Genomic DNA, 21,070 nt, shown 5'->3' with positions numbered 1-21,070 from the left:
CCTCTAGTTCTAATCTGTTATGCCTGTCGCGGGGCGACAGGTTGCACGCGTCAGCCAGGTGTTTGGCAACGCGGCCCTAAGACAGGGCGCAATTTATGCGCGGGATTCCAGGCGTCGGAGGTGCCCCGGTGCAGGAGTTGTTTACTGCGGGCGCACCAATCCTGCTCAGGTGGTAATGGGGGGCCGCAAGGCAGCTTCGGGGAGAGGGGATGACTGGAGTTCTGCGTAGAGTGTGTGCGCTACAGGCGCCAGCGCTGCGGGGCCATGGACACTCTGGGCAGTGATCGCACTCGCGCAGTGGCCCGGGCAACAGCTGCAGGCCTGCTCGCAGCTTTCAGGGCCGCTATCCTGGATTGTGGAGGCCTGGGACGTTGCGTCACAGTGATGGGATTCCGGGGCGCAGTGTTGTGCTGCCTGCCCGGCCTGGTGATGTTCACCGCCGTGCTCGCCACCACTGTTGCCCCCGGCACAGGGTGCCGCGAAGGCCTGGCCGTTCAGGGCCAGTGCCAGCGTAATCAACAATATACGCGTGAGGGCAAGTGACATCAGGTTTTTCAGGGCTATGTAATTATTATCATCAGACAGCTCGAGAATAAGCGGTAACAGTTGTCTATACAAGCCCGGTGGGCCGGTGGTGTTACGCAAGATACCGGATGGGGAGGCTTATGTCGGGTTCGGCGACAGGCATGGTTAAATAATTTTTGCGGTGTCCCGGCTGTCCTGCGGATAACCATCCTTTCACATTATTGTTTTGTGTTATCAGCCTGCGAAATTGTGCAGTGCTTGTGGGAATAGACTGAAGTGGCCAGCGGGTAACTCCCCGGGGGAAGCAATGAAGGGCCAGAAGCAGGGTGAATGGGATCGCAAAGGGGATAGAGGAGGGTACAAGCGACAGCTGCGGGACCTGCAGGTGCGGCTCGTGTCCCTGCAGCGCGAGCTGATCGCGAATAACCTGCAGATCCTGGTGCTGTTTGAGGGGCGCGATGCGGCCGGGAAGGATGGCACCATCAAGCGAATCGTTGAACACCTCAGTCCGCGCGAAACCCGGGTGGTGGCGCTGGGTAAGCCCTCGGACCGGGATAACGCCAGCTGGTATTTCCAGCGCTGGGTCCCGCACCTGCCGTCAGAAGGTGAAATGGTGCTGTTCAATCGAAGCTGGTACAACCGCGCCGGGGTCGAGCGGGTGATGGGCTTCTGCACCGAACACGACTACCGCCAGTTTATGACGTCGGTGGTGCCGTTCGAGCATATGCTGGTGAGCTCGGGTATCCAGATTATCAAGTACTACCTGGATATAGACCGCGAGGAACAGGCGCGTCGCCTCGCGGACCGGCGTCGGGATCCGCTCAAACAGTGGAAGGTCAGTCCGGTTGACGAAGTGGCACTGGCACACTGGGACGAATACAGCCTGGCCCGCAACGAGATGCTTGCCCGCAGTCACACAGAGCTGGTGCCCTGGACCGTAGTCCGAGCAAATAACAAGAAGCAGGCGCGGCTGAATGTGATCCGGCACCTGCTGCGGTCGGTGGAATGTCCCGGGAAGGATCATTGCGGGGGAAAACCCGATCCGGACATTGTCTTCCCCTATGACGGCCGCGAGTTGCTGCGGGGAAGGATCGCGCCCTGAACCCGCCAGCCCGGGGTTCTCCCGCGGGGCCGGGTTCGGGGGTCACTCCCCGGGCAATCCGCGCACCAGGTGCAGCTGCTCCAGTTCCGGGTCCTGTCCCGCTACCGCCAGGTAGAAGTCCCGGTTGTGCCTCTCGGGGTTTTCCACGCAGTAGAATTGCCAGGGCATATCGCCCTCGAGCTCCGGATCAATCAGTGCCTGGTGATCGCGGTCAAAAGTCGCAAAGTTGATTCGCCCCATCCCCTCAGAGATACCCGTGCCCCGGGCCTTGAAGAAAGCTTCCTTCAGTGTCCACAGGCGGTAGAACTGGCGCTCGGTGTCCGCTGCGGGCGGTGCCTCCAGCAGCGCACATTCGTCGGGGTGAAAGTAGCGGTGCGCAATGCGCATGACATTGCGCCGGGGGCGGGGCTGCTCGATATCGATACCCACCGGCCCCTGCTCACTGACCGCCAGCGCGATCCAGTCACCGCTATGGCTCAGGCTGAATTGCAGGCTGGGCTCGTCTGCCAGAATCGGCTTGCCGCTGGGCATGACGATAAACCGGAGTGACTGCGGGGTGCGGCCGGTGACCTGGCCCAGGACCCTGCGGAGCAGGACGCGACTCAGCAGGAAGCGGTGCCGCGCCTCACTGCTGCCAAGGCCGGTAAGCCGCTTATGCTCATCGGGCGTCAGCAGCCCGGCAAATGCCGCCGCCCTCCGGTCGTCGGGGCGAATATCGTCCAGTTTTAACAGCCAGGTACGGGTGGTCATGGTCCGGGAACTCCAACACAGTAGCCCAATGCTACCCGCTTGGCCCGAGCAGGTGCCACTGCCACGGTTTTCCCCGGCCCGTGCGGGCAGGTAAACTCTGCCGCCTGTTGTGAGTAAACCCGGTGGGGGACTGGCCGTGGCCAAGAAAAGCAAGACCGCCTTTGTATGTAACGAATGCGGAGCCGACTACACCAAGTGGGCCGGCCAGTGTAACGCCTGCGGCACCTGGAACAGCCTCAGCGAGGTACGCCTGGGTGCGGAACACACCGACAGCCGCGCCGCCAACTTCACCGACGCCCAGACTGGTTATGCCGGCGCCGCCGGTGCCGGCAAAGTGCAGAAACTGTCCGAGATCGACCTGAGTGAACTGCCGCGAATTCCCACCAACGCCGGGGAAATGGACCGGGTACTGGGCGGCGGCCTGGTACCGGGTTCCGTGGTGCTGATCGGTGGCCATCCCGGTGCCGGCAAGTCCACCATCCTGCTGCAGACCCTGTGCCACCTGGCCCGGCAGATGCCGGCACTGTACATCACCGGTGAGGAATCCCTGCAGCAGGTGGCCATGCGGGCCAAGCGGCTGGGGTTGCCGGCGGACGACCTGCAGATGCTGAGTGAGACCGAGGTCGAGCGGATCTGCCTGGCGGCCAGGGATGTCAAGCCGCGGGTAATGGTGGTCGACTCCATCCAGGTCATGCATATGAGCGATGTGCAGTCGGCCCCCGGCTCGGTGGCCCAGGTGCGCGAGAGTGCCGCCTACCTGACCCGCTATGCCAAGCAGACCGGTACTGCGCTGATCCTGGTGGGGCATGTCACCAAGGACGGCAGCCTCGCCGGCCCCAAGGTGCTGGAGCACATTATCGACTGCTCCATCCTGCTGGAGGGCACCCACGATTCCCGTTTCCGTACCCTGCGTGCCCACAAGAACCGCTTCGGTGCGGTCAATGAGCTGGGGGTGTTCGCCATGACCGAGCAGGGCCTGAAGGAGGTCTCCAACCCTTCCGCGATTTTCCTGCAGCGCGCCGAGGAAGTGGCAGCGGGATCGGTAGTGACCTCGGTGTGGGAGGGTACCCGCCCGCTGCTGGTGGAACTGCAGGCGCTGGTGGACGACAGCAGCCTGGGCAACCCGCGCCGGGTGGCCGTGGGCCTGGACCAGAACCGGCTGAATATGCTGCTGGCGGTACTGCACCGCCACGGCGGCGTCCTGGTCGGGGACCAGGATGTGTTTATCAATGTGGTGGGTGGCGTGAAGGTCATGGAGACCAGCGCGGACCTCACCCTGTTACTGTCGGTGGTGTCCAGCTTCCGCAACCGCGTGCTGCCGCGCGACCTGATGGTGTTCGGCGAGGTGGGCCTGGCGGGTGAAATACGCCCGGTACCCCACGGTCAGGAGCGCCTGCGGGAGGCCGCCAAGCACGGCTTTCGCAAGGCCATCGTCCCGGCCGCCAACCGCCTCAAGAGCGATATCGAGGGGATGGAAATAATGGCGGTCAAGACCCTGGCGGAAGCACTCAGCGCGATAGAGATGAGCTGAGCGCCCCGGTTGCCTCCTCAGGCTGGCTGTTGCCGTGAGAACAGGTGCATGGCCAGGTAGCCCAGGCCAATAGCGAACGGCAGCGTGGCTACTGCCAGTAGGGCAAACATGGCGTGATTGCTCGGGTCAGGGACAAAAACGCCAAACGCCGCGATGCCGGCGGCAACGGCGATCCAGACAATGCCACGCCGCAGGTCCTTCAACGGGTGCGGCTTGTTGTTGGCTCCCAGGTGCTCAATCAGGTCTGGTGTCAGCTCGACGCCCTTTTCCAGGGCCAGGCGCAGGGTGTTCTGGATCTCCAGGTTCCTTTTGGCGCGAAAGTTCAATACCAGCCAAAGTGAAACCCCGATCAGCAGGAAGACCCCGAAGGGGACCAGGAGTGCAAGAGTTGCTTCGTTCACGGTGTTCTCCGTCTTTTTCTTTGTCGTTAACTAATTGCCCATGCAATCGGTATGATGCATCGACAGGGCAATTCAGATGCACCCTCCGTGCGCGGGACCTTCGGGAACAGTGTTTCCTTATCGCAATGCGTCCCGGTAACAGATTGTAAAGGAAGCCACAGCAGCGATGCATTTCGTGTCCCGGATACTGCTATTACTGGCCATGGCCCCCGGCGCCCTGGCCCAGGAGAGGATTGCGTCGCTGAACCTGTGCCTGGACCAGTTGCTGCTGGAATGGGTGGCACCGGAGAAGATTGTATCGGTGACCTGGCTTGCCGATAACGACCACTACCGCCGCGCGCCCCTGCCGGTGGGCATTCACCTGAACCGCGGGCGTGCGGAAGAGCTGCTGAAACTGGATCCCGACCTTGTGCTGGCGGGGCAGTACGGCGCCGGCCGCGCGGCGGCACGCCTGCAGGAGCTGGGGGTGCGGGTGGTCAAGGTTCCCGACGCCTACAGACTGGAACAGCTACTGGAGCAGCTGCAGTCATTGCGCTCGGTACTGGGTGATAACCCACAGCTGGACTCTCACTATAAAACGCTGCAGTCGCTGCTTGCAGGGCAACCCCCGGCAGTGGCGACAGAAAAAGCCGGTGGCGATCCGACCGCATTAATCCTGTCGGCGAACAATATTACCTATGGCAGTGGCATGCTGGAGCACCAATTGCTGGAGCGTGCCGGTTTCCGCAACCTGGCCGCCGAACGCGGCGGCGAGCAGTTACAGAAGGTGAGCCTGGAAGAGGTGATTGCCGCACAGCCCGACCTGCTGGTGCTCTATGGCGGTGAGCAGGAGTTCGCCCTGGCCCACCTGGCGACCCGGCACCCGGTCATCCGGCGCTATATCGAGCGCGGCCATGTGTATACCCTGCCGGCGGAACTGGGTTTCTGTCCCGCCCTGGTGGCGGGGGCGACCCTGGAAGAACTCACGGAAAAGAGAGCAGAGTTTGTTAAATCGCAGTAACGCAATACTGGCCCTGATGGTGCTGGCCCTGCCGCTGGCACTGCTCGGTGCCCTGGCCAGTGGCCCGGTGGACATCGACCTGGCTGGCGCCCTTACCGATGGTTGGCATGCGCAGGGCAGTGATGCAGTCATCCTGTGGCAACTGCGCCTGCCCCGGGCATTGCTGGCGGTGCTGGTGGGGGCCGCGCTGGGGATGGGCGGCGCCGCCATGCAGGGTATGCTGCGCAACCCGCTGGCAGAGCCGGCGCTGCTGGGGGTGAGCAGTGGCGCGGCGCTGGCGGCCATCCTGCTACTGTATTACGGCCTCGCCTGGCAGGCCGGCTGGCTGCTGCCGCTGCTGGCGATTGGCGGCGCCTTTCTGGCTGTCGCCTGTGTCTGGCTGCTGGCCGGTCGCGGGGCCAGCGCCAGCCGGCTGGTCCTGGCCGGGGTAGCCATCAACGCCTTCCTGTCCGCACTGATGGCCCTGGCCCTCAACTACGCGCCCAGTATGTTCGCCATGCAGGAAATCGTCTTCTGGCTGCTGGGCTCACTGGCGAACCGGGGCTGGGACCAGCTGCTACTGGCGCTGCCGTTCGTTGTGGTGGGTGCAGCGCTGATGTTCTGCGGGCGCAACTACCTGCGGGCCCTGTCCCTGGGGGAGGCCAGCGCTGCGTCGCTGGGCTTCGGCGGGCGCCGCTATCCGCTGGCGATCCTGCTGGGTATTGCCGCCGCGGTAGGGGCCGCGGTGGCGGTAGCGGGCACGATTGGATTTATCGGCCTGGTGGTGCCGCACCTGGTACGGCCGTTGGTCAACCAGGATCCGGGCCGGCTGCTGTGGGCCAGCGCCCTGGCCGGTGCGCTGCTGTTGTTGCTGGCGGATATCCTGGTGCTCAACTTTATCGGTGCGCAGGAACTGCGCATCGGTGCGGTGACTGCCTTTATCGGCGCACCATTCTTTTTCTGGCTGATCGTGAGCGCGCGGCGGGGGTTGCAGTTATGAGCCGGGGAGCGCTACCAGTCAGCGTGCACCAGCTGGCGGTCGACCGGCATCGCCAGCGTGTGCTCGAAAATCTCAGCTGCCGCTTTCAACCTGGTGAGCTGACTGCGGTGGTGGGCCCCAACGGTGCGGGCAAGAGCAGCCTGTTACAGGTGCTGGCGGGAGTGCTGGCGCCGGCCGCGGGAAGGGTCGAGATCGATGGCAATGACGCGGCGAAAATCCCGGCCGGGGAGCGCGCACAGTTGTGTGCCTACCTGCCCCAGGCCGAGACGCCCGCCTGGAGCCTGGCCGCCCGTGACCTGGTGGCGCTGGGCCTGCTGCCCTGGGGCAAGCCGGCCGACCGCGATAACCGGGTGCACCGGGCGCTGGCCCAGGTGGACGCTGTGGAATTCGCCGACCGCCCGGTAACCCGGCTGTCGGGCGGTGAGCTGCGCCGGGTGCAACTGGCGCGGTTACTGGTGGGCGAGGCGCCCGTACTGATCGCCGATGAGCCCACCGCGGCGCTGGATATCCGCCACCAGTTGCAGTTGATGCAGAACTTTCGCCAGCAGGCGGACAGCGGGCGCACGGTAGTCCTGGCCCTGCACGACCTGGCGCTGGCAGCCCGTTACTGCGACCGCATCCTGCTCCTGGAGGGCGGCCGCCTGCGTGCCACGGGCACCCCGGAGGAGGTCCTCACGCCTGACCTGATCGGCGAGGTGTACGGAGTCAGTTGCGAGTTCCGCTGGCGCGATGGTGTGGCGGATTTTGTGCCGCTGGACCTGCTGTAGGCGGGCGGGTTTCGCCGGGGTTAATCCCGATCGTTGGCTCCACCGGTTCCCGGTGGCTTCCCACCCGATTCCTCCAGCGCCTTCTCCAGCCGGCGCACGCGGTTCCGTGCGGCCTCGACCTCCCGGCGGTACTTGTCGGCGTTGCCCTCGCGAGCATTTTCCCAGCGCGCTTCCGAATCCTGCAATTCCTGCCTTGCCAGTTCCAGCTCCTTGAGCATGCTCATCTGCTCACCTCCGCCAGTCGCATCTACGGGGTTGCTATCGGGTAGTCCCTGTAACGGTAGCACCGGATCGTGACCTGCGGTTCGCCGTGGGGTGCTTCACTGCTATACTGCGGCCCGCTTTGGGTGCCCGGCAGCGTCTTTTCCCTCGGGGGTGGCGCTTGGTCGGGTTAAACGGGAAGTCCGGTGAACTGGTTCCAGTGAGTCCGGCGCTGCCCCCGCAACGGTGAGCCGCTAACGCGGTAAGCCCGATACCGGCCCTCGGCATTCGTAGGATAAAGCGGAGGGCTTTGTCTGGTCTGTGTAAGGCGACCGCTGAAGCCCGCTTCCGGTCCCTGTGGTAAGCACCGATTGCACTCACCCTCCCTCAATCCGTCCTTTTTCGAGATTGGGGAATCACTGTGAACAAAACTCTTCTCCCGGCGGCGCTACTGCCATTGCTGACCGCCACCAGCCAGATTGTGTCCGCCGAAGACAACGGCGAACTGGAACAGGTTTCCGTTACTGCCAGCCGCGTGGAAATACCGCGACGGGAGCTGGGGGTATCGGTGTCGATTGTTACTGCCGCCGATATCGAGCGGTTGGGCTATGCCAGGTTGCTGGATGTCATTCGCACTCTGCCAGGGGTTGCTGTCAGCAATAACGGTGGCGCCGGCAAAGTGAGCAATATCTACCTGCGCGGTGAAAGCAATTACCGCACCCTGGTATTGCTGGACGGTGTCAACATTGCCGATCCCGCGAACACCCAGGTGGCCACCCAGTTCCAGCACCTGCTGGCGGGTGATATCGAGCGAGTGGAAGTCCTGCGTGGCCCCCAGGGCATGATGTATGGCGCCGGGGCCGGTGGTGTGATCAATATCATCACCAAAAAAGCCGATGCCCCGCTGGGTGGGTCCCTGGCAGTAGAGACGGGACGTTACGGTAGCCGCGATACCAGCGCCAGCCTCTACGGCGAGGGCGAACAATGGGATTACCGGATCAACCTGGGGGTATTGGATACCGATGGTTTCAACAGCCAGGTGGCGGATGCCAGCGGCGAACGGGACGGCTACAGCAATCGCACCGCCAGCGCCCAGCTGGGATACCAGGTCAGCGAGAACCTTGCCCTGCGTGCGCAGGTACGTCACACCGGCACCGAGTCGGCGTTTGACGGCTGCTTCGCCGGTTTTTCCTCTTCCAATGACTGTCTCGACGAATACACCCAGGGCAGCTATCGCCTGAGTGCCGACTACCGGGTCTCCGGCATCGGCAACCAGTTGGCGGTGGCACGACAGGAGATCGAGCGGGACAGCCTCGCGGTGGGTGCAAGTACCTTTGCCGTGGATGGTGGTATCGACGAGCTCAACTATGTGGGCAATACGGCGCTTGCCGGCGGTGAGTTGCTCTGGGGTGCGGAGTACGAACAGCAGGAATTCTCCAGCGCCTTCGATGCCCGGGAACTGGATAGCCTGGGAATCTTCAGTGAATGGCGTGCCGACCTGGGAGGGGTAATCCATTACTCTGTAGGTGTGCGTCGCGACACCCTGGAGACCGAGGATCACGACAGCTGGCGCAGCTCCCTGGCCTACCCGATCCTGTTGGGTGATGAGGTGGAGGCCAAGCTGCGCGCGAGCTACGGCACCGGTTACCGGGCGCCCAGCCCGTTCGAGCTGGCGTATAACGTGGGCGAGGGCGCAGGGCCGGTGGGGCCGGAGACCAGCCGCGGCTATGAGCTGGCCGCCGAATACCGGCTTGCCGAGAGACTGCACCTGGAGCTGGTTTATTTCGACCAGCAGATCCAGGACGCCATCATCTTTGACTACAGCCTGGGCAATTCCGGTTTCGGTGCCTACGGGCAGGATGACGGTGTAAGCCGGTCCGAGGGCATCGAGTTGGTCATGTCTGGCAAGCTTCTGGATAGCCTGGACTGGTACTTTAACGGAACGCTCCTGGATGCCGAAGACACGAATGGTAGCCAGCGCCTGCAGGTACCGGGGCAGGTCTATAACCTGGGTGGGAATTATCGCCTGCTGGGGGACCGCCTTGCAGTGGGAGCAAACTGGCGCAGGGTCGCAAACCGGCTGAGTCCGAACCCGGATTTTTTCGGTCCAGTGGTCGCCCTGGATGATTACAGCGTGCTGGACCTGAAGGTGTCTTACCGGATTTCCGAGTCCCTGCGGCTGAACCTGCGTGGTGAGAATATCCTCGATGAGGATTACCGCGAGGTGGCCGGCTACAATACGGCCGGGGCGGCGGTTTATGCCGGAGTCGAGATGACACTTTGAGTCTGGTGTAGGAGCGGCTCTGGGCGGGAACGCTATCCCTGCGACGCTGGAGGGGTGTAGGGGCGAACCTTGTGTTCGCCCGGACTGCGATCCGGTTACTATCGGCTGCGCGGGACTGCAGAGTGCGATAATTACCATGTGTCGCGCCGAGTATCCTTTCGGTCGCGACCAGCGGCCGCTCCTACAGCTCTTGAGTTTGCGAGCAATTTTCTAACGCGGAGTTTTGTCCATGACCGATTCGGACACCGGTAAAAAGGCCGAGCGCCATAAGCGGCGTATGCAGCAGCGCAAGGAAATTGTCGATGCGGGTGTTGCAAAGGCGCTGGAAGAGCGCGGGATTGCCATCCTCTACACCGGTGACGGCAAGGGCAAGACCACCGCGGCAATGGGTACGGTCACCCGGGCCCTGGGGTATGGCTACAGGGTAGTGGTGGGGCAGTTTATCAAGGGAGCCTGGGAGTGCGGGGAGAAAAACCTCCTCACGGGACTGCCGGCGGAGCAGTTTTCCCTGCAGTGGTTTGAAATGGGCACCGACTTTACCTGGGAGACCCAGGACTTCGAGGCCGACAAGGCTGCGGCCCTGGCATTGTGGGAAAAACTTTCCGCGGCGCTCGCGGATGAGTCGGTATACCTGGTAGTGCTGGATGAGCTCACTTATGCCCTCAATTACAAGTGGCTCGATCGAGATGCAGTGATCACCGCTATAGAAAACCGCCCGCGTGAGCAGACGGTGATCATTACCGGGCGTGGCGCAAAGCAGTACCTGAAGGGTATTGCCGATACGGTTACCGAGATGCGGGCTGAGAAACATGCATTCGAAAAAGGAGTTGCCGCCCGCAAGGGTATTGAATGGTGATTGCCTAACCTGTCATTGTATTCAAACCTTTTGGCCCTTCTTGAATCGTGCAGAAAATAATGTAGTAAATGGTCGATCAACCGGCTGTATGCCGGTTATCCTCTTTCCCGATTTAGTAAATCCAGCCTAAGTGTTTAGGGATATAACTATAAAGAAATCGGGATTGGGGGTTGATATGAATTCAAGTTGCTTGAAAAGCCTATTTGTTACAGTTTGTCTCATCGTTGCAGTGGGTGTGCGTGCGGCAGACTCTGGAGCATTCAGTGACCTTCCATTGGTTAACCAGGTATCAGTTTCCCCAGATGGAAAGAACCTGCTGGCTGTAGTCAACTCAGAGAACAAGACTCTTGTGGCAACAGCCCCCTACGGTAGTAAAGAGGTGAACTTTCTTGTTGGACTGGAGGAGGGCAAGTTCAGGATTGAGTCCGTAAGCTGGCTCAATAATGAGCGTGTGTTGGCGGCAGTCTCGCAACCAGAGCAACTGCGGGTGGGGGGGCGCAACGTGCGGGCCCGGTTGACCACCCTGTACTCAATCTCAATTGATGGAAAGTCCACAATTGAGCTGAAGAAAAGGGATGTTGCAGAGAGTGATATTGACCTCCTGAGGTTGAATCCATCGGTAGTAAGCCTTTTGCCTGAGGATGACGAGCATATACTCGTCGAGGTTGCCGATCCGCGGGATAATTATTTTTCCTCTGTGTTCAAGGTTAATGTTGAAAACGGGGATTTCGAGAAGTACTTGCCCAATGATCGCCAGATATTTAGCTGGGGAGTAGATCGCAAAGGTGAGGTTCGGCTCGCCATGGGGCGTGACACCAAGAGAGAGTCGCGCGTTAATCATGTCTACTTCCGCAAAAATGCCAAGGAGGACTGGCAGCGCATCGCCAGCTTTGATGCCTATAAAGATGACAGTTTTTATCCATTTTTTTATGAGGATGAAAGTCACACACTCCTGGTGATCAGCAATCGCAAGCTGGGGAAGAGGGCCATCTGGCGTTACGACATAGAAAGTGGGCAGTTTTCCGGTTTGGTCGGGGAGGCACCGGCCACTCTCGATGTGGAGGGTCCTATTTTCTGGAGGGCGGGCGATGCCAATGAATTTATCGGCTTCAGTTACCTGGATAATTTTGTAGAGCATAAATATGTCAGTGCGCAGAAATCCAATATTTCGCAGCAACTGAGGCTCCTGTTCCAGCGGCAGGGGTTGAAGTCCCATATTGTGAGCAGGGATAAGTCCGGCAACCGGATGGTGGTATATGCAATATCGGATCACTCCCCCGGGAAGTATTATCTGTTTGACCGACAGAAAAAGACCCTGGATTTCTGGTTCAGCCAGTTTCCGAAGCTCGAGAACAAGAGCCTTGCGAAAGTTGAGCCTTTCAGTTTCGAGGCCTCTGATGGGATGGAGCTGAATGGGTACCTTACTCGCCCTGGGGGTGTTACCGATGCTCCGCTGGTTGTATTTCCCCATGGTGGCCCGCATGCCCGTGATACCCAGTACTTTGATCCCTGGGTGCAGATGTTTGCAGATCGTGGGTATGCGGTATTACAAGTGAACTTTCGTGGTTCCTCCGGGTTTGGCGATGATTATCTCGTTGCGGGATATAAGCAATGGGGTAAGGCAATGCAGCAGGATGTTATTGATGCTGTAAGCTGGGTAGAGCGGAACAAACTGGCTGACACCGAGAGGGCCTGTATCGTTGGCGCCAGTTACGGCGGGTATGTAGCTCTTACCGCTGGTTTCAAAACGCCGAAAAGGTTCGATTGTGTGGTCAGTTTGGCTGGCGTCAGCGATATTCCCAGCATGATTAATTTTGATTTCGTGCGGGGCTACAACCGTTACTACGAGGAGCAGCTTGCTGATATTCATTCCCCGGAGGAAAGGAAGGATATCGAGAACAATTCACCGGTGAACCATGCCGGAAGTTTCAGTGTCCCGGTATTGTTGGTGCATGGTGGGTTTGATACACGGGTTGATGTTGGCCAGTCGAAAATGATGGCCAAGGCGCTGGAGCGAGAAGATAAGAGGGTGCGTCTGGAAGTGCTTGACCATGGAACCCACCATTTCAATGAATCTGTAAACAGAAAAGCGGCAATGTCGGAAGTTATCGGTTTCCTGGACCAGCACCTCAAATAAAAGCAGGCAGGCCGGCGCCCCCACAGGGGCCCCGGCGCGTGCTTGCATGCTGGCTTACAGTTTCCAGCTGAAGCGCATGCCCGCAGTGCGCGGCTGGCCCCAGACACCGTATCCCCAGTCGCTGCCGAGGGTATTCTGGTAGGTGAAATACTCCTCGTCCGCCAGGTTGTTCACAAACGCCTGCACGCTGTAGCGCTGGGAGGGTGAATACCAGCTGACACTGGCGTTGGCCAGGCCGTAGGCTTCATGGCGGGAGTAGGGGTCGTTCTCGATCTGCAGGAAGTGGTCATCCTGCCAGGAGTAATCACCCTGGAATACCAGCTCGCCTGATTCTCCCAGGGCCTGGTAGTAACGCGCCACCAGGTTGTAGGTGAAGCCGGGCGCAGAGGGCAGTTCATTGCCGTCCAGCGTATAGCTGTCGCCGGCCACAAAGAATATCTGCTCCGAGTCGAACTCGGTGGACAGCCAGCCGGCGCCGGCGATCACCTCGAAGTTGTCGGTAATCGGCGCGGTCAGTTCGATTTCCGCGCCGGTTCCCTCCACATCCCCCGCGTTGGTAATCACGCTACCGTCGGCCACCGTCAGGAAAACCTGCGCCTGGTAGTCTTCCACCGTGTAGTGGAACGCTGCCGCGTTGAGTCGGTAGACTTCTGCCAGGGTAGTTTTCAGCCCTACCTCGAAGTTAGTTATCTCCTCGGCGCTCACCGGGCGGGTGGCTTCCAGCGAGGCGTTGTAGCTGCCGGAGAAACCGCCACTCTTGAAACCAGTGGAAAAGCTGGCATAGGCGAGGGTGTCATCACCGGGACGCCAGTCGAGCCCCAGCCTGCCGGTGGTGGCGCTTTCACTCAGGTCGTCCCGCACAGAGAGCGGCTCGTAAAAGCTGGGGCCGGAATCCTGGACAAACTCCCGTTCCTCTTCGGTATAGCGCAGGCCGCTCACCAGGGTCAGGGTCGGGGCCAGGTCGTATTCAACCTGGCCGAACAGCGCCCAGGATTCGCTGTCGAGGGCGACGATTTCCTGGTGCCAGAGGCCGTCGGCGGTTGTCGGGGCTTCCGTGACCAGGCCACGATCATCCTTGTAGTAGTAAAAGCCGGTAACCCAGGTGGCATTATCGGTGGCGCCATCCAGCCGTAATTCCTGGGTATATTGCTCCGCGTCCACGGCATACTGCTCGTCAAACCAGACCACTTCGGTGCCATCGCCGTCATCCTGCAGGAACTTGTCCAGTTCTTCGTAGGCGGTGATGGAGGTCAGGGTAAAGTCCTCGAACTCCCAGTCGAGGGTGGCCGACGTACCATAGGTGTCAATCTGGGTGATCAGGCCATTGGCGGCACCGCTGGCCACATGCTCGGGATCAAATTTGCCGTCCACGGCCTCTGCGCCGGTAAACCCGAAGGTATTGCTGGTGCAGCCACCATCCTGGATGCGGGAAATGGAACAGGTCGCGGCATCTTCACTGGCCGCTTCCAGGTAGCCCATATGGGCGAAGCCAACCGAGTTCTGGTCCGCCTCGCTGCCATGGAAATTCAGTAGCAGGCCGCCGCTTTCACCGAGGTCGAAGTCAAGCTGGCCGCGGTAGCCGAAGCTGTCAGTATCGTTCAGCTTGTCACCGGTAACAGTGTTGGTCTGCCAGCCATCATTGGTGGTGCTTTTGAAGGCGAAGCGACCGCGCACGCCGTCGGCCAGCGCGCCGCCAACCGCGCCCTCCAGGATCTGCTCGGAATAGCTGCCGAGGCTGGCGCTGGCGCTAGCGGTAAATTCATCGGTGGGTTTGCGGGATACATAGTGCACAAGCCCGCCGGTGGTGTTGCGGCCATAAAGGGTGCCCTGGGGCCCGCGCAGCACTTCCACGCGCTCCAGGTCGAACAACTGGATAGCAGAGCCGGCAGGATTACCTCGATAGACGTCATCCACATAGATGGATACCGGCGACTCCCAGGAGTCGGAAAAATTCACCAGGCTGATACCGCGCAGGCTGACGGACGGACTGGATGCCTCGCCGAAGATAGCGAAGAAATTCATATTGGGGACCTGCTGGGTAATGTCCAGGCCCTCCTCGAAACCCATTTTCTCGATAGCATCGCCGGAAAACGCGCTGACAGCGACCGAGACATCCTGCATCGACTGTTCACGTTTCTGTGCTGTCACCGTGACTTCTTCGAGCACCGATTGTTGCTGGGCAGTAACCGGCGCGCTGATTGCGAGAGCCAGTAGTGCCGGGAGGAAGTGGCGATGGGAAAGCCCCTGGCGGATAACCGCAGTTCCTGGGCGGTTGATGGTGGTGGCGCGTTGCATATTGCTCTCCTTGTCGTGCGATATTCTTATGCCGTGTTATTTTGAATTTTCGCTCTCACCTTTTTATCGGTTTCTTGTTATTGGCTTTTTGTTCTTGTTTTTATGCCGGCGCCATTACACGCAATTACAGCCACCGGAGTAGCGGGGGCATGCCGAGGCACAGCGGCAAAGTATTGCCGTTGTCGGGCGCAATAGAATCAGAGTTGTCTGTTGTTCTTTTAGTTGAACTGCGTTCGAACTTGGCGCTGGTAAACAACACCTCGAGATAACAGGCAGCACATTGGCGCGGCGCTCCGGGCTGCCGGGGGAAACCAGGCTAAACCGGGCTGGAAATGACTCGATGGCCCGATCTGGTGACAGGTTTATTTCACCTTAACCAGAATAAAGGACTATCGCAAGGCGTCGGGCGGGAATCTGCGGCTGCTATGGATGGTCCTGGCAGTATTATTTTCTTTTCGCGTCCTGAGGATAAATCGTATCTGTATCAGAAACGATATCCGATGCCTACGCTGTATACGAAGGGGTCGATCTCCACTTCCGTTTTAATCCGGGAAACTCCGGTCTCGGTGGGAAAGCGAATCTCCGCGTCGGCGTCGATGTCCAGGTACCACATGGAGGCATTAAACAGCCAGCGGCTTTCAGGGCCAAATTGCACGTCTACACCCAGCTCGCCCGCCAGCCCCCAGGAATCATCGAGCTCAAGTCTCGCATCCCGCGTGGCACCGAGCATGTTGAGGAAATAGCCATTGGCGATGCGGGCAACGTCTTCGTCGACAAAAGTGGTGTAGTTGACGCCGAAGCCGACGTAAGGCTGGACCCATGACTCTACACAGACCGGGAACCACTGTACCGTCAGCGTCGGGGGCAGGTGCTTGATGTCACCCAGGGGTACAGTGCCAATCGAGAGCCCATCTGCGTCCGGCAGGCCGCGGACATCCAGGTCGTGTTCAAACGGGGTGGCCAGGAGCAAGCCCAGGCCCCAGTGGTCGGCAAACACCCAGGCGCCGGTAAAGGTGGCGGCATATCCATCATCTACCAGGACGCGGGTGCCCGGCAGGAGGGCGCCATTCAGCCTCAGCTCCTCGGACATGTCATCCGGTATTGTCGCCCCGGCCCCGGCTCGCAGGATGAAATCCCCCTGGCGGTTTTCCGCCAGGACGCTGTTGCCGGCCAGTGCCAGCGCCAGGGCGGAGGTCAGAAGTGCCGTGGATCTCATTTTCGGTTCGCTCCATGAAGACTGCGGTTCCCAAAAGTCAGTCTAGACACTGGGCGCAGGCGCCGAGGGGATGCTGTGGTACCGGACGCCAGACGGGGCCGGGATATGCCATAATCCGCCACCTCAGTAGTCAATTCAGCGGTGAGATAATGAAAATAGGCGTGTTGAAAACCGATGATGTCCGCAAGGAGCTGGTGGGTGAATTTGGTGAATATCCGGAAATGTTTGCCCAGCTGCTGCGGGACCAGGATCCATCCCTGGAGTTTGTGACCTATGAAGTGCAGCACGGTCACTACCCGGATGACGTCGATGAAGTGGACGCTTACCTGATTACCGGCAGCAAGACTGGTGTCTACGAGGACAAGCCCTGGATCCCGCCCCTGATGGAGTTTGTGCGCATGCTGCGGGAACGGGGCAAGCCCACCATCGGCATCTGTTTCGGTCACCAGCTGATCGCCCAGGCCCTGGGGGGCAAGACCCGCAAGTCAGACAAGGGCTGGGGTGTCGGCGTCCATACCTACGAGCTGCAGGAGACACCGAGCTGGATGTCCGAGCCGCTCGACCAGTTCAGCCTGCTGGTCAGCCACCAGGACCAGGTGGAAACCCTGCCGCCCGGGGCCCGGATCCTGGCGTCCAGCGATTTCTGTCCCATGGCCATGGTGCAGGTGGATGAGAATATGCTCACCTTCCAGGCCCACCCGGAATTCACCAAGCCCTATTCCAACAGCCTGATGGAGCTTCGCCGCGAGGCTTTCGGCGGGGATGTGGTGGAAAAGGGGCAGGCTTCCCTGCAGAACGATATCCACGAAAGCACCGTGGCCAAGTGGATGCTGGAGTTCCTGCGCAAGCAGTAATCACCGGTTGATACGGTAGGAGCGGCTGCTGGCTGCGATCACCCAAAGGCGGGTGTATTCGCGGCCATGGGGCGCTCCTACAGGGCAACCGGGGTCCGGTTTACTTCCATTTGATATTGCAGCCGACGGACGGCGTCTGGTCCGCGTCCGGCTGCTCCCCCCGCAGTACCGCATCTGCCGCCGCGCGCAAGTCAGAGCCGTCCACTGGCTCGCCATTGCCCGGTCGACTGCTGTCGAACTGGCCCCGGTACGCCAGCTTGCCATCCCGGTCGAAGAGGAAGAAGTCCGGCGTACATGCTGCGTCGAACGCCCTTGCCACTTCCTGCCCTTCGTCCACCAGGTATGGGAACCGGTAGCCCCTTGCAGCTATTTCCTCGCGCATCTTATCCGGGCTGTCGTCCGGGTGGCTGGCAAAGTCGTTGCTGTTAATGGCGACAATGGCGAGGCCAGCGGGAATATATTGCTCCGCAAATTCTGACAATGCGGCGGCTATATGTTTTACAAAAGGGCAGTGATTGCAGATAAACATCACAAGCAGCGGCTTGCCCGCCATCTTAGCACTCGACAGCATCCTGCCATTGGTATCGGGAAGGGTAAATGCCGGCATCTCGGTGCCGAGCGGAATCATGCTTGATGGGGTAAGAGCCATGTGCGGTCCTGCAATCAGCTGGTTAAGGAATCATTCTCCATACAGGTTACTGTTCCGGGGGCCGGTGTAAAAGGTGGAGTGCACGCGTCCCTGTCATAACCGGGCTGGTTGATTTTTATTCGTTACCGGCGGGCGGGCATATTTCTTTTGCCCTGTGATCATGCTGCCCTGTCCTGTTGAGGTTCTCCAGGGAGTTCTCGGGCACCGGCCTGAAAGTCGGTCCGCAATGATACAAAGCGGCAGCCTGTTTAATTTGTGAGCTTTTTGAGAGTTTTGATCACCCGTTAAATCAAAACTTTGCTGACTAAGCTGAATATGAGCCCCTTAGTGTAAAGCCTGACCCTTATGGGATAGGTTTATCGATAATATGCCGTTTTTGAATTTATCCTGCTCTCTTTTGCTTTCGGTTAGGAGCTGATGTTCCAGGGATAGTGCCAATAGGGATGCATCTGGCATAAAAATATTTTCGTTTTGTGATTTTTTTACAAAAAAAGTTGAGTAAAACTGTTCCTCGCTCGTCTTGGTACTTGTGTTGGGAAAGTGATCGCTGGGGGGCGATCACGTTCAATAAATACAACTCACACAACAACTTCCTATAAGAGAGGGGTCAATATGAGCTCAAATAACAAGCTCAGAATGCACCTGGCCAAGAGCGTCCTGGCTCTGGCGATCGGTGCTACCACTGTCGCCAGCCCGACAGTATTTGCCGACGACACCACCGGCACCATTCGCGGTTCCGTGGTGGGTGTCGAGAATGCCAAGACTATCAAGCTGACTGATACCGCTCGTGGTATCACCAAGGAAATCAGTGTCGATGCCGACGGCGAGTTCCGCTTTGGCAGCCTGACTCCGGGCAAATACCAGCTGCAGGTATTCAATGACGGCGGTGTCGTTGATACGCAGACTGTTGTCGTTAGCCTTGGCGGTACGGCTACCATCGTCCTAGGCTCCGGCGCTGAGCTGGAGCAGGTTGTCGTTAACGGTGAGCGTATCTCCCAGGTAGACGTGGGTATCGCAGAATCCGGCATGGTAATTTCTGCCGAGGAACTGAACGAAATCCCCGTAGCCCGCGACCTGACCTCTGTTACCCTGCTGGCCCCGAGCGTAACGCGCGGTGACCAGACCTTTGGTAATCATGCCAGCTTTGCCGGTGCGTCAGTTGCGGAGAACGTGAGCTACATCAACGGCCTCAACACCACCAACTTCCGTAACGGTCTGGGCTTTTCTGAAGTTCCGTTTGAATTCTACGACAGCATCCAGGTCAAGACCGGCGGTTACTCCGCCAAGTTCGGCCGCTCCACCGGTGGTGTCATGAATGCCACCTCCAAGAGTGGTACCAACGAATTCAAGTTCGGTTCCAACTTCTACTACGATACCGAGGTCGAAACGGCACCGAATACTTACGCCGCCGATAACGACAAGGACGAATACTCGGAGACCAATGCCGATATCTATGCCTCCGGCCCGATCATCGAAGATCGCCTGTTCTTCTACGCGCTCTACAGCAACAAGAGCGAGGAGCAGGAATATTACGGCATGCTCAGCGGCCGTGGTTACAAGGCCGAGCAGGACACCGATTTCTGGGGCGTAAAACTGGATGGCTACATCAGTGAAAACCACCGTGTTGAACTGACCGCTTTCAGTGACGAGCGCGAGACCATCGAAGGCTCCTACGAGTACGACTCTGCCACTGAAACTGTTGGCAACTACCTGGGTGATACCCTGTACGAGCGCGGTGGTATGAACTGGATTGCCACCTACACCGGTAACCTGACTGACACTGTCACCCTGGCCGTGTCCTACGGTGAAAACGAGGCAAACCGCACTACCGCTCCTGCCACTGCCGATATCCCGGTGGTGTACGAGTACAACGGTGGCTTTATCGCTCGCGGTGACTGGACCAACTTCACCGTTGAAACCGGTGAAGATACACGCGAAATGCTGCGTGTTGACCTTTCCTGGGACCTGAATGACCACTTCCTGGAAGTGGGCCTCGACCAGGAAAACAACACCTCTACCAGTGCGACTGTGAACTCTGGTGGCGTCTACTGGCTGCTGGATCCGAACAACACTTACAACGAGTGCTCCCTGGCTGAGTGTCCCTCCGGCGCGAACGTTCGTGAGCGTATCTATAACGTAGGTGGTGAGTTCGACGTAGAGTCCTCAGCGTTCTACATCCAGGACACCTGGCAGGCAACCGACCAGCTCTCCCTGCAGCTGGGTCTGCGTAACGAGACCTTCAAGAACAACAACGGTGCCGGTGACGCGTTCATCGAGATCGACAACCAGTGGGCACCGCGCCTGTCAGCGGTATTCGACCCGACCGGTGCCGGCAACCAGAAGATCTTTGCCAACTGGGGTATGTACTACCTGCCGATCGCCTCGAATACCAATATTCGGATGGCCGGTAACGAGACCTATATCCAGAACTACTACGACTGGGACGGCGAGTGCCTGAACGCCGACTTTACCCCGTGTAACGTCGGTGGCCAGTTCGACCAGGACCTGTTTGGTGACGGCACTGTGCCGGATACCCGCAGCCTGGTGGATACCAACATTGAGCCCATGTACCAGTCTGAGTTCATCCTCGGTTACGAATACGTAATGGAGAATGGCATGGAGCTGGGTGTCAAGGGTATGTACCGCAACCTGGAGACCTCCATCGAGGACGTGGCGATCGATGCTGCCGTTATCGATTACTACAACACCGAGGGCAACTGGACTGCAGACGGTACTGTTGAAGACGCCTTCACTGGTTTCCACCAGTACGTACTCACCAACCCGGGTAACGATATGCGTATCTACATCCCGGAGACCGATGAGTTCGTGAACCTTTCCGCGGACCAGCTGGGTTACCCGGAGGCCAAGCGTCAGTACGGTGCGCTGGAATTCACTTTCCGTCGTCCGTTCGATGGTCGCTGGATGGTTGATGCGTCCTATACCTGGGGCCACAGCTGGGGTAACAACGAAGGTTACGTGCGTTCGGACAACGGCCAGGACGATGCCGGCCTGACCACCAACTTCGACCAGCCGGGACTGCTGGATGGTGGTTACGGCAACCTGCCGAACGATCGCCGCCACACCCTGAAGGCATTTGGTACTTACCAGTTCGACATGGGCCTGCGCCTGGGTGGTAACTTCATGTGGCAGACCGGTCGTCCGAAGAACTGCTTCGGCGTTCACCCGACCGACGTGTTTGCCCAGGCCTACGGTGCCGAGTCTTTCTACTGCCAGGGTGAGCTTCAGCCGCGCGGTAGCCAGGGTCGCACTGACACCTACTGGAACCTGGACCTGAATGCCCAGTACCCGGTGCAGTTCGCCAACAACCAGGAGCTGATGCTGTCTTTCGACGTGTTTAACGTGTTCGGCAACGACGCTGTCAGCGAAGTGGTTGAGACTGGTGACACCGACGGCGGTCTCGTCGATGAGTTCTACGGTGAGCCGGTTTACTACCAGGCACCTCGTGCCGTTCGCCTTGGCGTTCGCTACGAGTTCAACTAAGTCTTAAACGGCTTGTGTTGGA

Annotated in this window: 17 protein-coding genes and 1 riboswitch; of the genes, 10 read left to right on the top strand and 7 right to left on the bottom strand. The window is 59.5% G+C overall.

All coding sequences use genetic code 11. The annotated features are described in order from the left end of the window. Positions 1–165: 165 nt before the first annotated feature. Entirely contained in the window at positions 166–546 is a 381-nt protein-coding gene (locus LVE68_RS07360; RefSeq protein ID WP_233006377.1) for a hypothetical protein, read from the bottom strand. Positions 547–832: 286 nt separating this feature from the next. On the opposite strand from LVE68_RS07360, the gene ppk2 reads away from it, so the two are divergent. After that, positions 833–1,627, top strand: a complete 795-nt coding sequence (ppk2, locus tag LVE68_RS07355) for a polyphosphate kinase 2 (RefSeq protein WP_233006376.1) — start codon at positions 833–835, stop codon at positions 1,625–1,627. A 42-nt stretch (positions 1,628–1,669) separates the two neighbouring features. Here ppk2 and LVE68_RS07350 read toward each other — a convergent pair whose 3' ends face one another. Next, entirely contained in the window at positions 1,670–2,377 is a 708-nt protein-coding gene (locus LVE68_RS07350) for a 4'-phosphopantetheinyl transferase family protein (RefSeq protein ID WP_233006375.1), read from the bottom strand. A gap of 136 nt (positions 2,378–2,513) precedes the next feature. Here LVE68_RS07350 and radA point away from each other — a divergent pair, with 136 nt between their 5' ends. Next, complete coding sequence (gene radA, locus LVE68_RS07345; RefSeq protein WP_233006374.1) at positions 2,514–3,908, top strand: DNA repair protein RadA; 1,395 nt, start codon at positions 2,514–2,516, stop codon at positions 3,906–3,908. A 17-nt stretch (positions 3,909–3,925) separates the two neighbouring features. On the opposite strand, the gene LVE68_RS07340 is transcribed toward radA, so the two are convergent. Continuing rightward, positions 3,926–4,309 (bottom strand): DUF6249 domain-containing protein, encoded by a 384-nt coding sequence (locus LVE68_RS07340; protein ID WP_233006373.1) that lies wholly within the window; start codon positions 4,307–4,309, stop codon positions 3,926–3,928. A 166-nt stretch (positions 4,310–4,475) separates the two neighbouring features. Between LVE68_RS07340 and LVE68_RS07335 the strand changes: the two genes are divergently transcribed. The 3 genes from LVE68_RS07335 to LVE68_RS07325 are packed head-to-tail and all read left to right on the top strand — an operon-like array spanning position 4,476 to position 7,055. Then, positions 4,476–5,309, top strand: a complete 834-nt coding sequence (locus tag LVE68_RS07335) for an ABC transporter substrate-binding protein (protein ID WP_233006372.1) — start codon at positions 4,476–4,478, stop codon at positions 5,307–5,309. Next, positions 5,293–6,288: a FecCD family ABC transporter permease gene (locus tag LVE68_RS07330; RefSeq protein ID WP_233006371.1), complete on the top strand. Its 996-nt coding sequence runs from the start codon at positions 5,293–5,295 to the stop codon at positions 6,286–6,288. The genes LVE68_RS07335 and LVE68_RS07330 overlap by 17 nt, the downstream gene beginning before the upstream one ends. Continuing rightward, complete coding sequence (locus LVE68_RS07325; RefSeq protein WP_233006370.1) at positions 6,285–7,055, top strand: ABC transporter ATP-binding protein; 771 nt, start codon at positions 6,285–6,287, stop codon at positions 7,053–7,055. The genes LVE68_RS07330 and LVE68_RS07325 overlap by 4 nt, the downstream gene beginning before the upstream one ends. A gap of 20 nt (positions 7,056–7,075) precedes the next feature. Here LVE68_RS07325 and LVE68_RS07320 read toward each other — a convergent pair whose 3' ends face one another. Continuing rightward, positions 7,076–7,279: a hypothetical protein gene (locus LVE68_RS07320; RefSeq protein ID WP_233006369.1), complete on the bottom strand. Its 204-nt coding sequence runs from the start codon at positions 7,277–7,279 to the stop codon at positions 7,076–7,078. Between the two features lie 132 nt (positions 7,280–7,411). Continuing rightward, positions 7,412–7,553, top strand: a riboswitch (cobalamin riboswitch). Positions 7,554–7,677: 124 nt separating this feature from the next. Here LVE68_RS07320 and LVE68_RS07315 point away from each other — a divergent pair. The 3 genes from LVE68_RS07315 (at position 7,678) to LVE68_RS07305 (ending at position 12,533) form a co-directional block, all read left to right on the top strand. Then, positions 7,678–9,540: a TonB-dependent receptor plug domain-containing protein gene (locus LVE68_RS07315; RefSeq protein WP_233006368.1), complete on the top strand. Its 1,863-nt coding sequence runs from the start codon at positions 7,678–7,680 to the stop codon at positions 9,538–9,540. 229 nt (positions 9,541–9,769) lie between these two features. Continuing rightward, complete coding sequence (gene cobO / locus LVE68_RS07310) at positions 9,770–10,396, top strand: cob(I)yrinic acid a,c-diamide adenosyltransferase (protein WP_233006367.1); 627 nt, start codon at positions 9,770–9,772, stop codon at positions 10,394–10,396. Positions 10,397–10,571: 175 nt separating this feature from the next. Beyond that, the gene (locus LVE68_RS07305) at positions 10,572–12,533 is read left to right on the top strand and encodes an alpha/beta hydrolase family protein (RefSeq protein WP_233006366.1); all 1,962 of its coding nucleotides are present in this window, start codon (positions 10,572–10,574) and stop codon (positions 12,531–12,533) included. A 54-nt stretch (positions 12,534–12,587) separates the two neighbouring features. Here LVE68_RS07305 and LVE68_RS07300 read toward each other — a convergent pair whose 3' ends face one another. Together LVE68_RS07300 and LVE68_RS07295 are read right to left on the bottom strand one after the other, a co-directional pair. Continuing rightward, on the bottom strand, positions 12,588–14,828 hold the full coding sequence (locus LVE68_RS07300) for a TonB-dependent receptor (RefSeq protein ID WP_233006365.1): 2,241 nt from the start codon (positions 14,826–14,828) through the stop codon (positions 12,588–12,590). Positions 14,829–15,312: 484 nt separating this feature from the next. Continuing rightward, the gene (locus LVE68_RS07295; protein ID WP_233006364.1) at positions 15,313–16,044 is read right to left on the bottom strand and encodes an OmpW/AlkL family protein; all 732 of its coding nucleotides are present in this window, start codon (positions 16,042–16,044) and stop codon (positions 15,313–15,315) included. Between the two features lie 149 nt (positions 16,045–16,193). Here LVE68_RS07295 and LVE68_RS07290 point away from each other — a divergent pair, with 149 nt between their 5' ends. After that, positions 16,194–16,898, top strand: coding sequence for a glutamine amidotransferase-related protein (locus LVE68_RS07290; protein WP_233006363.1), 705 nt, complete (start codon positions 16,194–16,196; stop codon positions 16,896–16,898). Between the two features lie 100 nt (positions 16,899–16,998). Here LVE68_RS07290 and LVE68_RS07285 read toward each other — a convergent pair whose 3' ends face one another. Further along, positions 16,999–17,547 (bottom strand): thioredoxin family protein, encoded by a 549-nt coding sequence (locus LVE68_RS07285; RefSeq protein ID WP_233006362.1) that lies wholly within the window; start codon positions 17,545–17,547, stop codon positions 16,999–17,001. A 612-nt stretch (positions 17,548–18,159) separates the two neighbouring features. Here LVE68_RS07285 and LVE68_RS07280 point away from each other — a divergent pair. Continuing rightward, the gene (locus tag LVE68_RS07280; RefSeq protein WP_233006361.1) at positions 18,160–21,048 is read left to right on the top strand and encodes a TonB-dependent receptor; all 2,889 of its coding nucleotides are present in this window, start codon (positions 18,160–18,162) and stop codon (positions 21,046–21,048) included. The last annotated feature ends 22 nt before the right edge of the window (positions 21,049–21,070 follow it).

The organism is Microbulbifer sp. YPW16, assembly GCF_021290385.1.
Classification (GTDB): Bacteria; Pseudomonadota; Gammaproteobacteria; order Pseudomonadales; family Cellvibrionaceae; genus Microbulbifer; species Microbulbifer zhoushanensis.
Note: the sequence above shows the minus strand (reverse complement) of the source record. Positions and strands in the feature narration are given on the sequence as shown.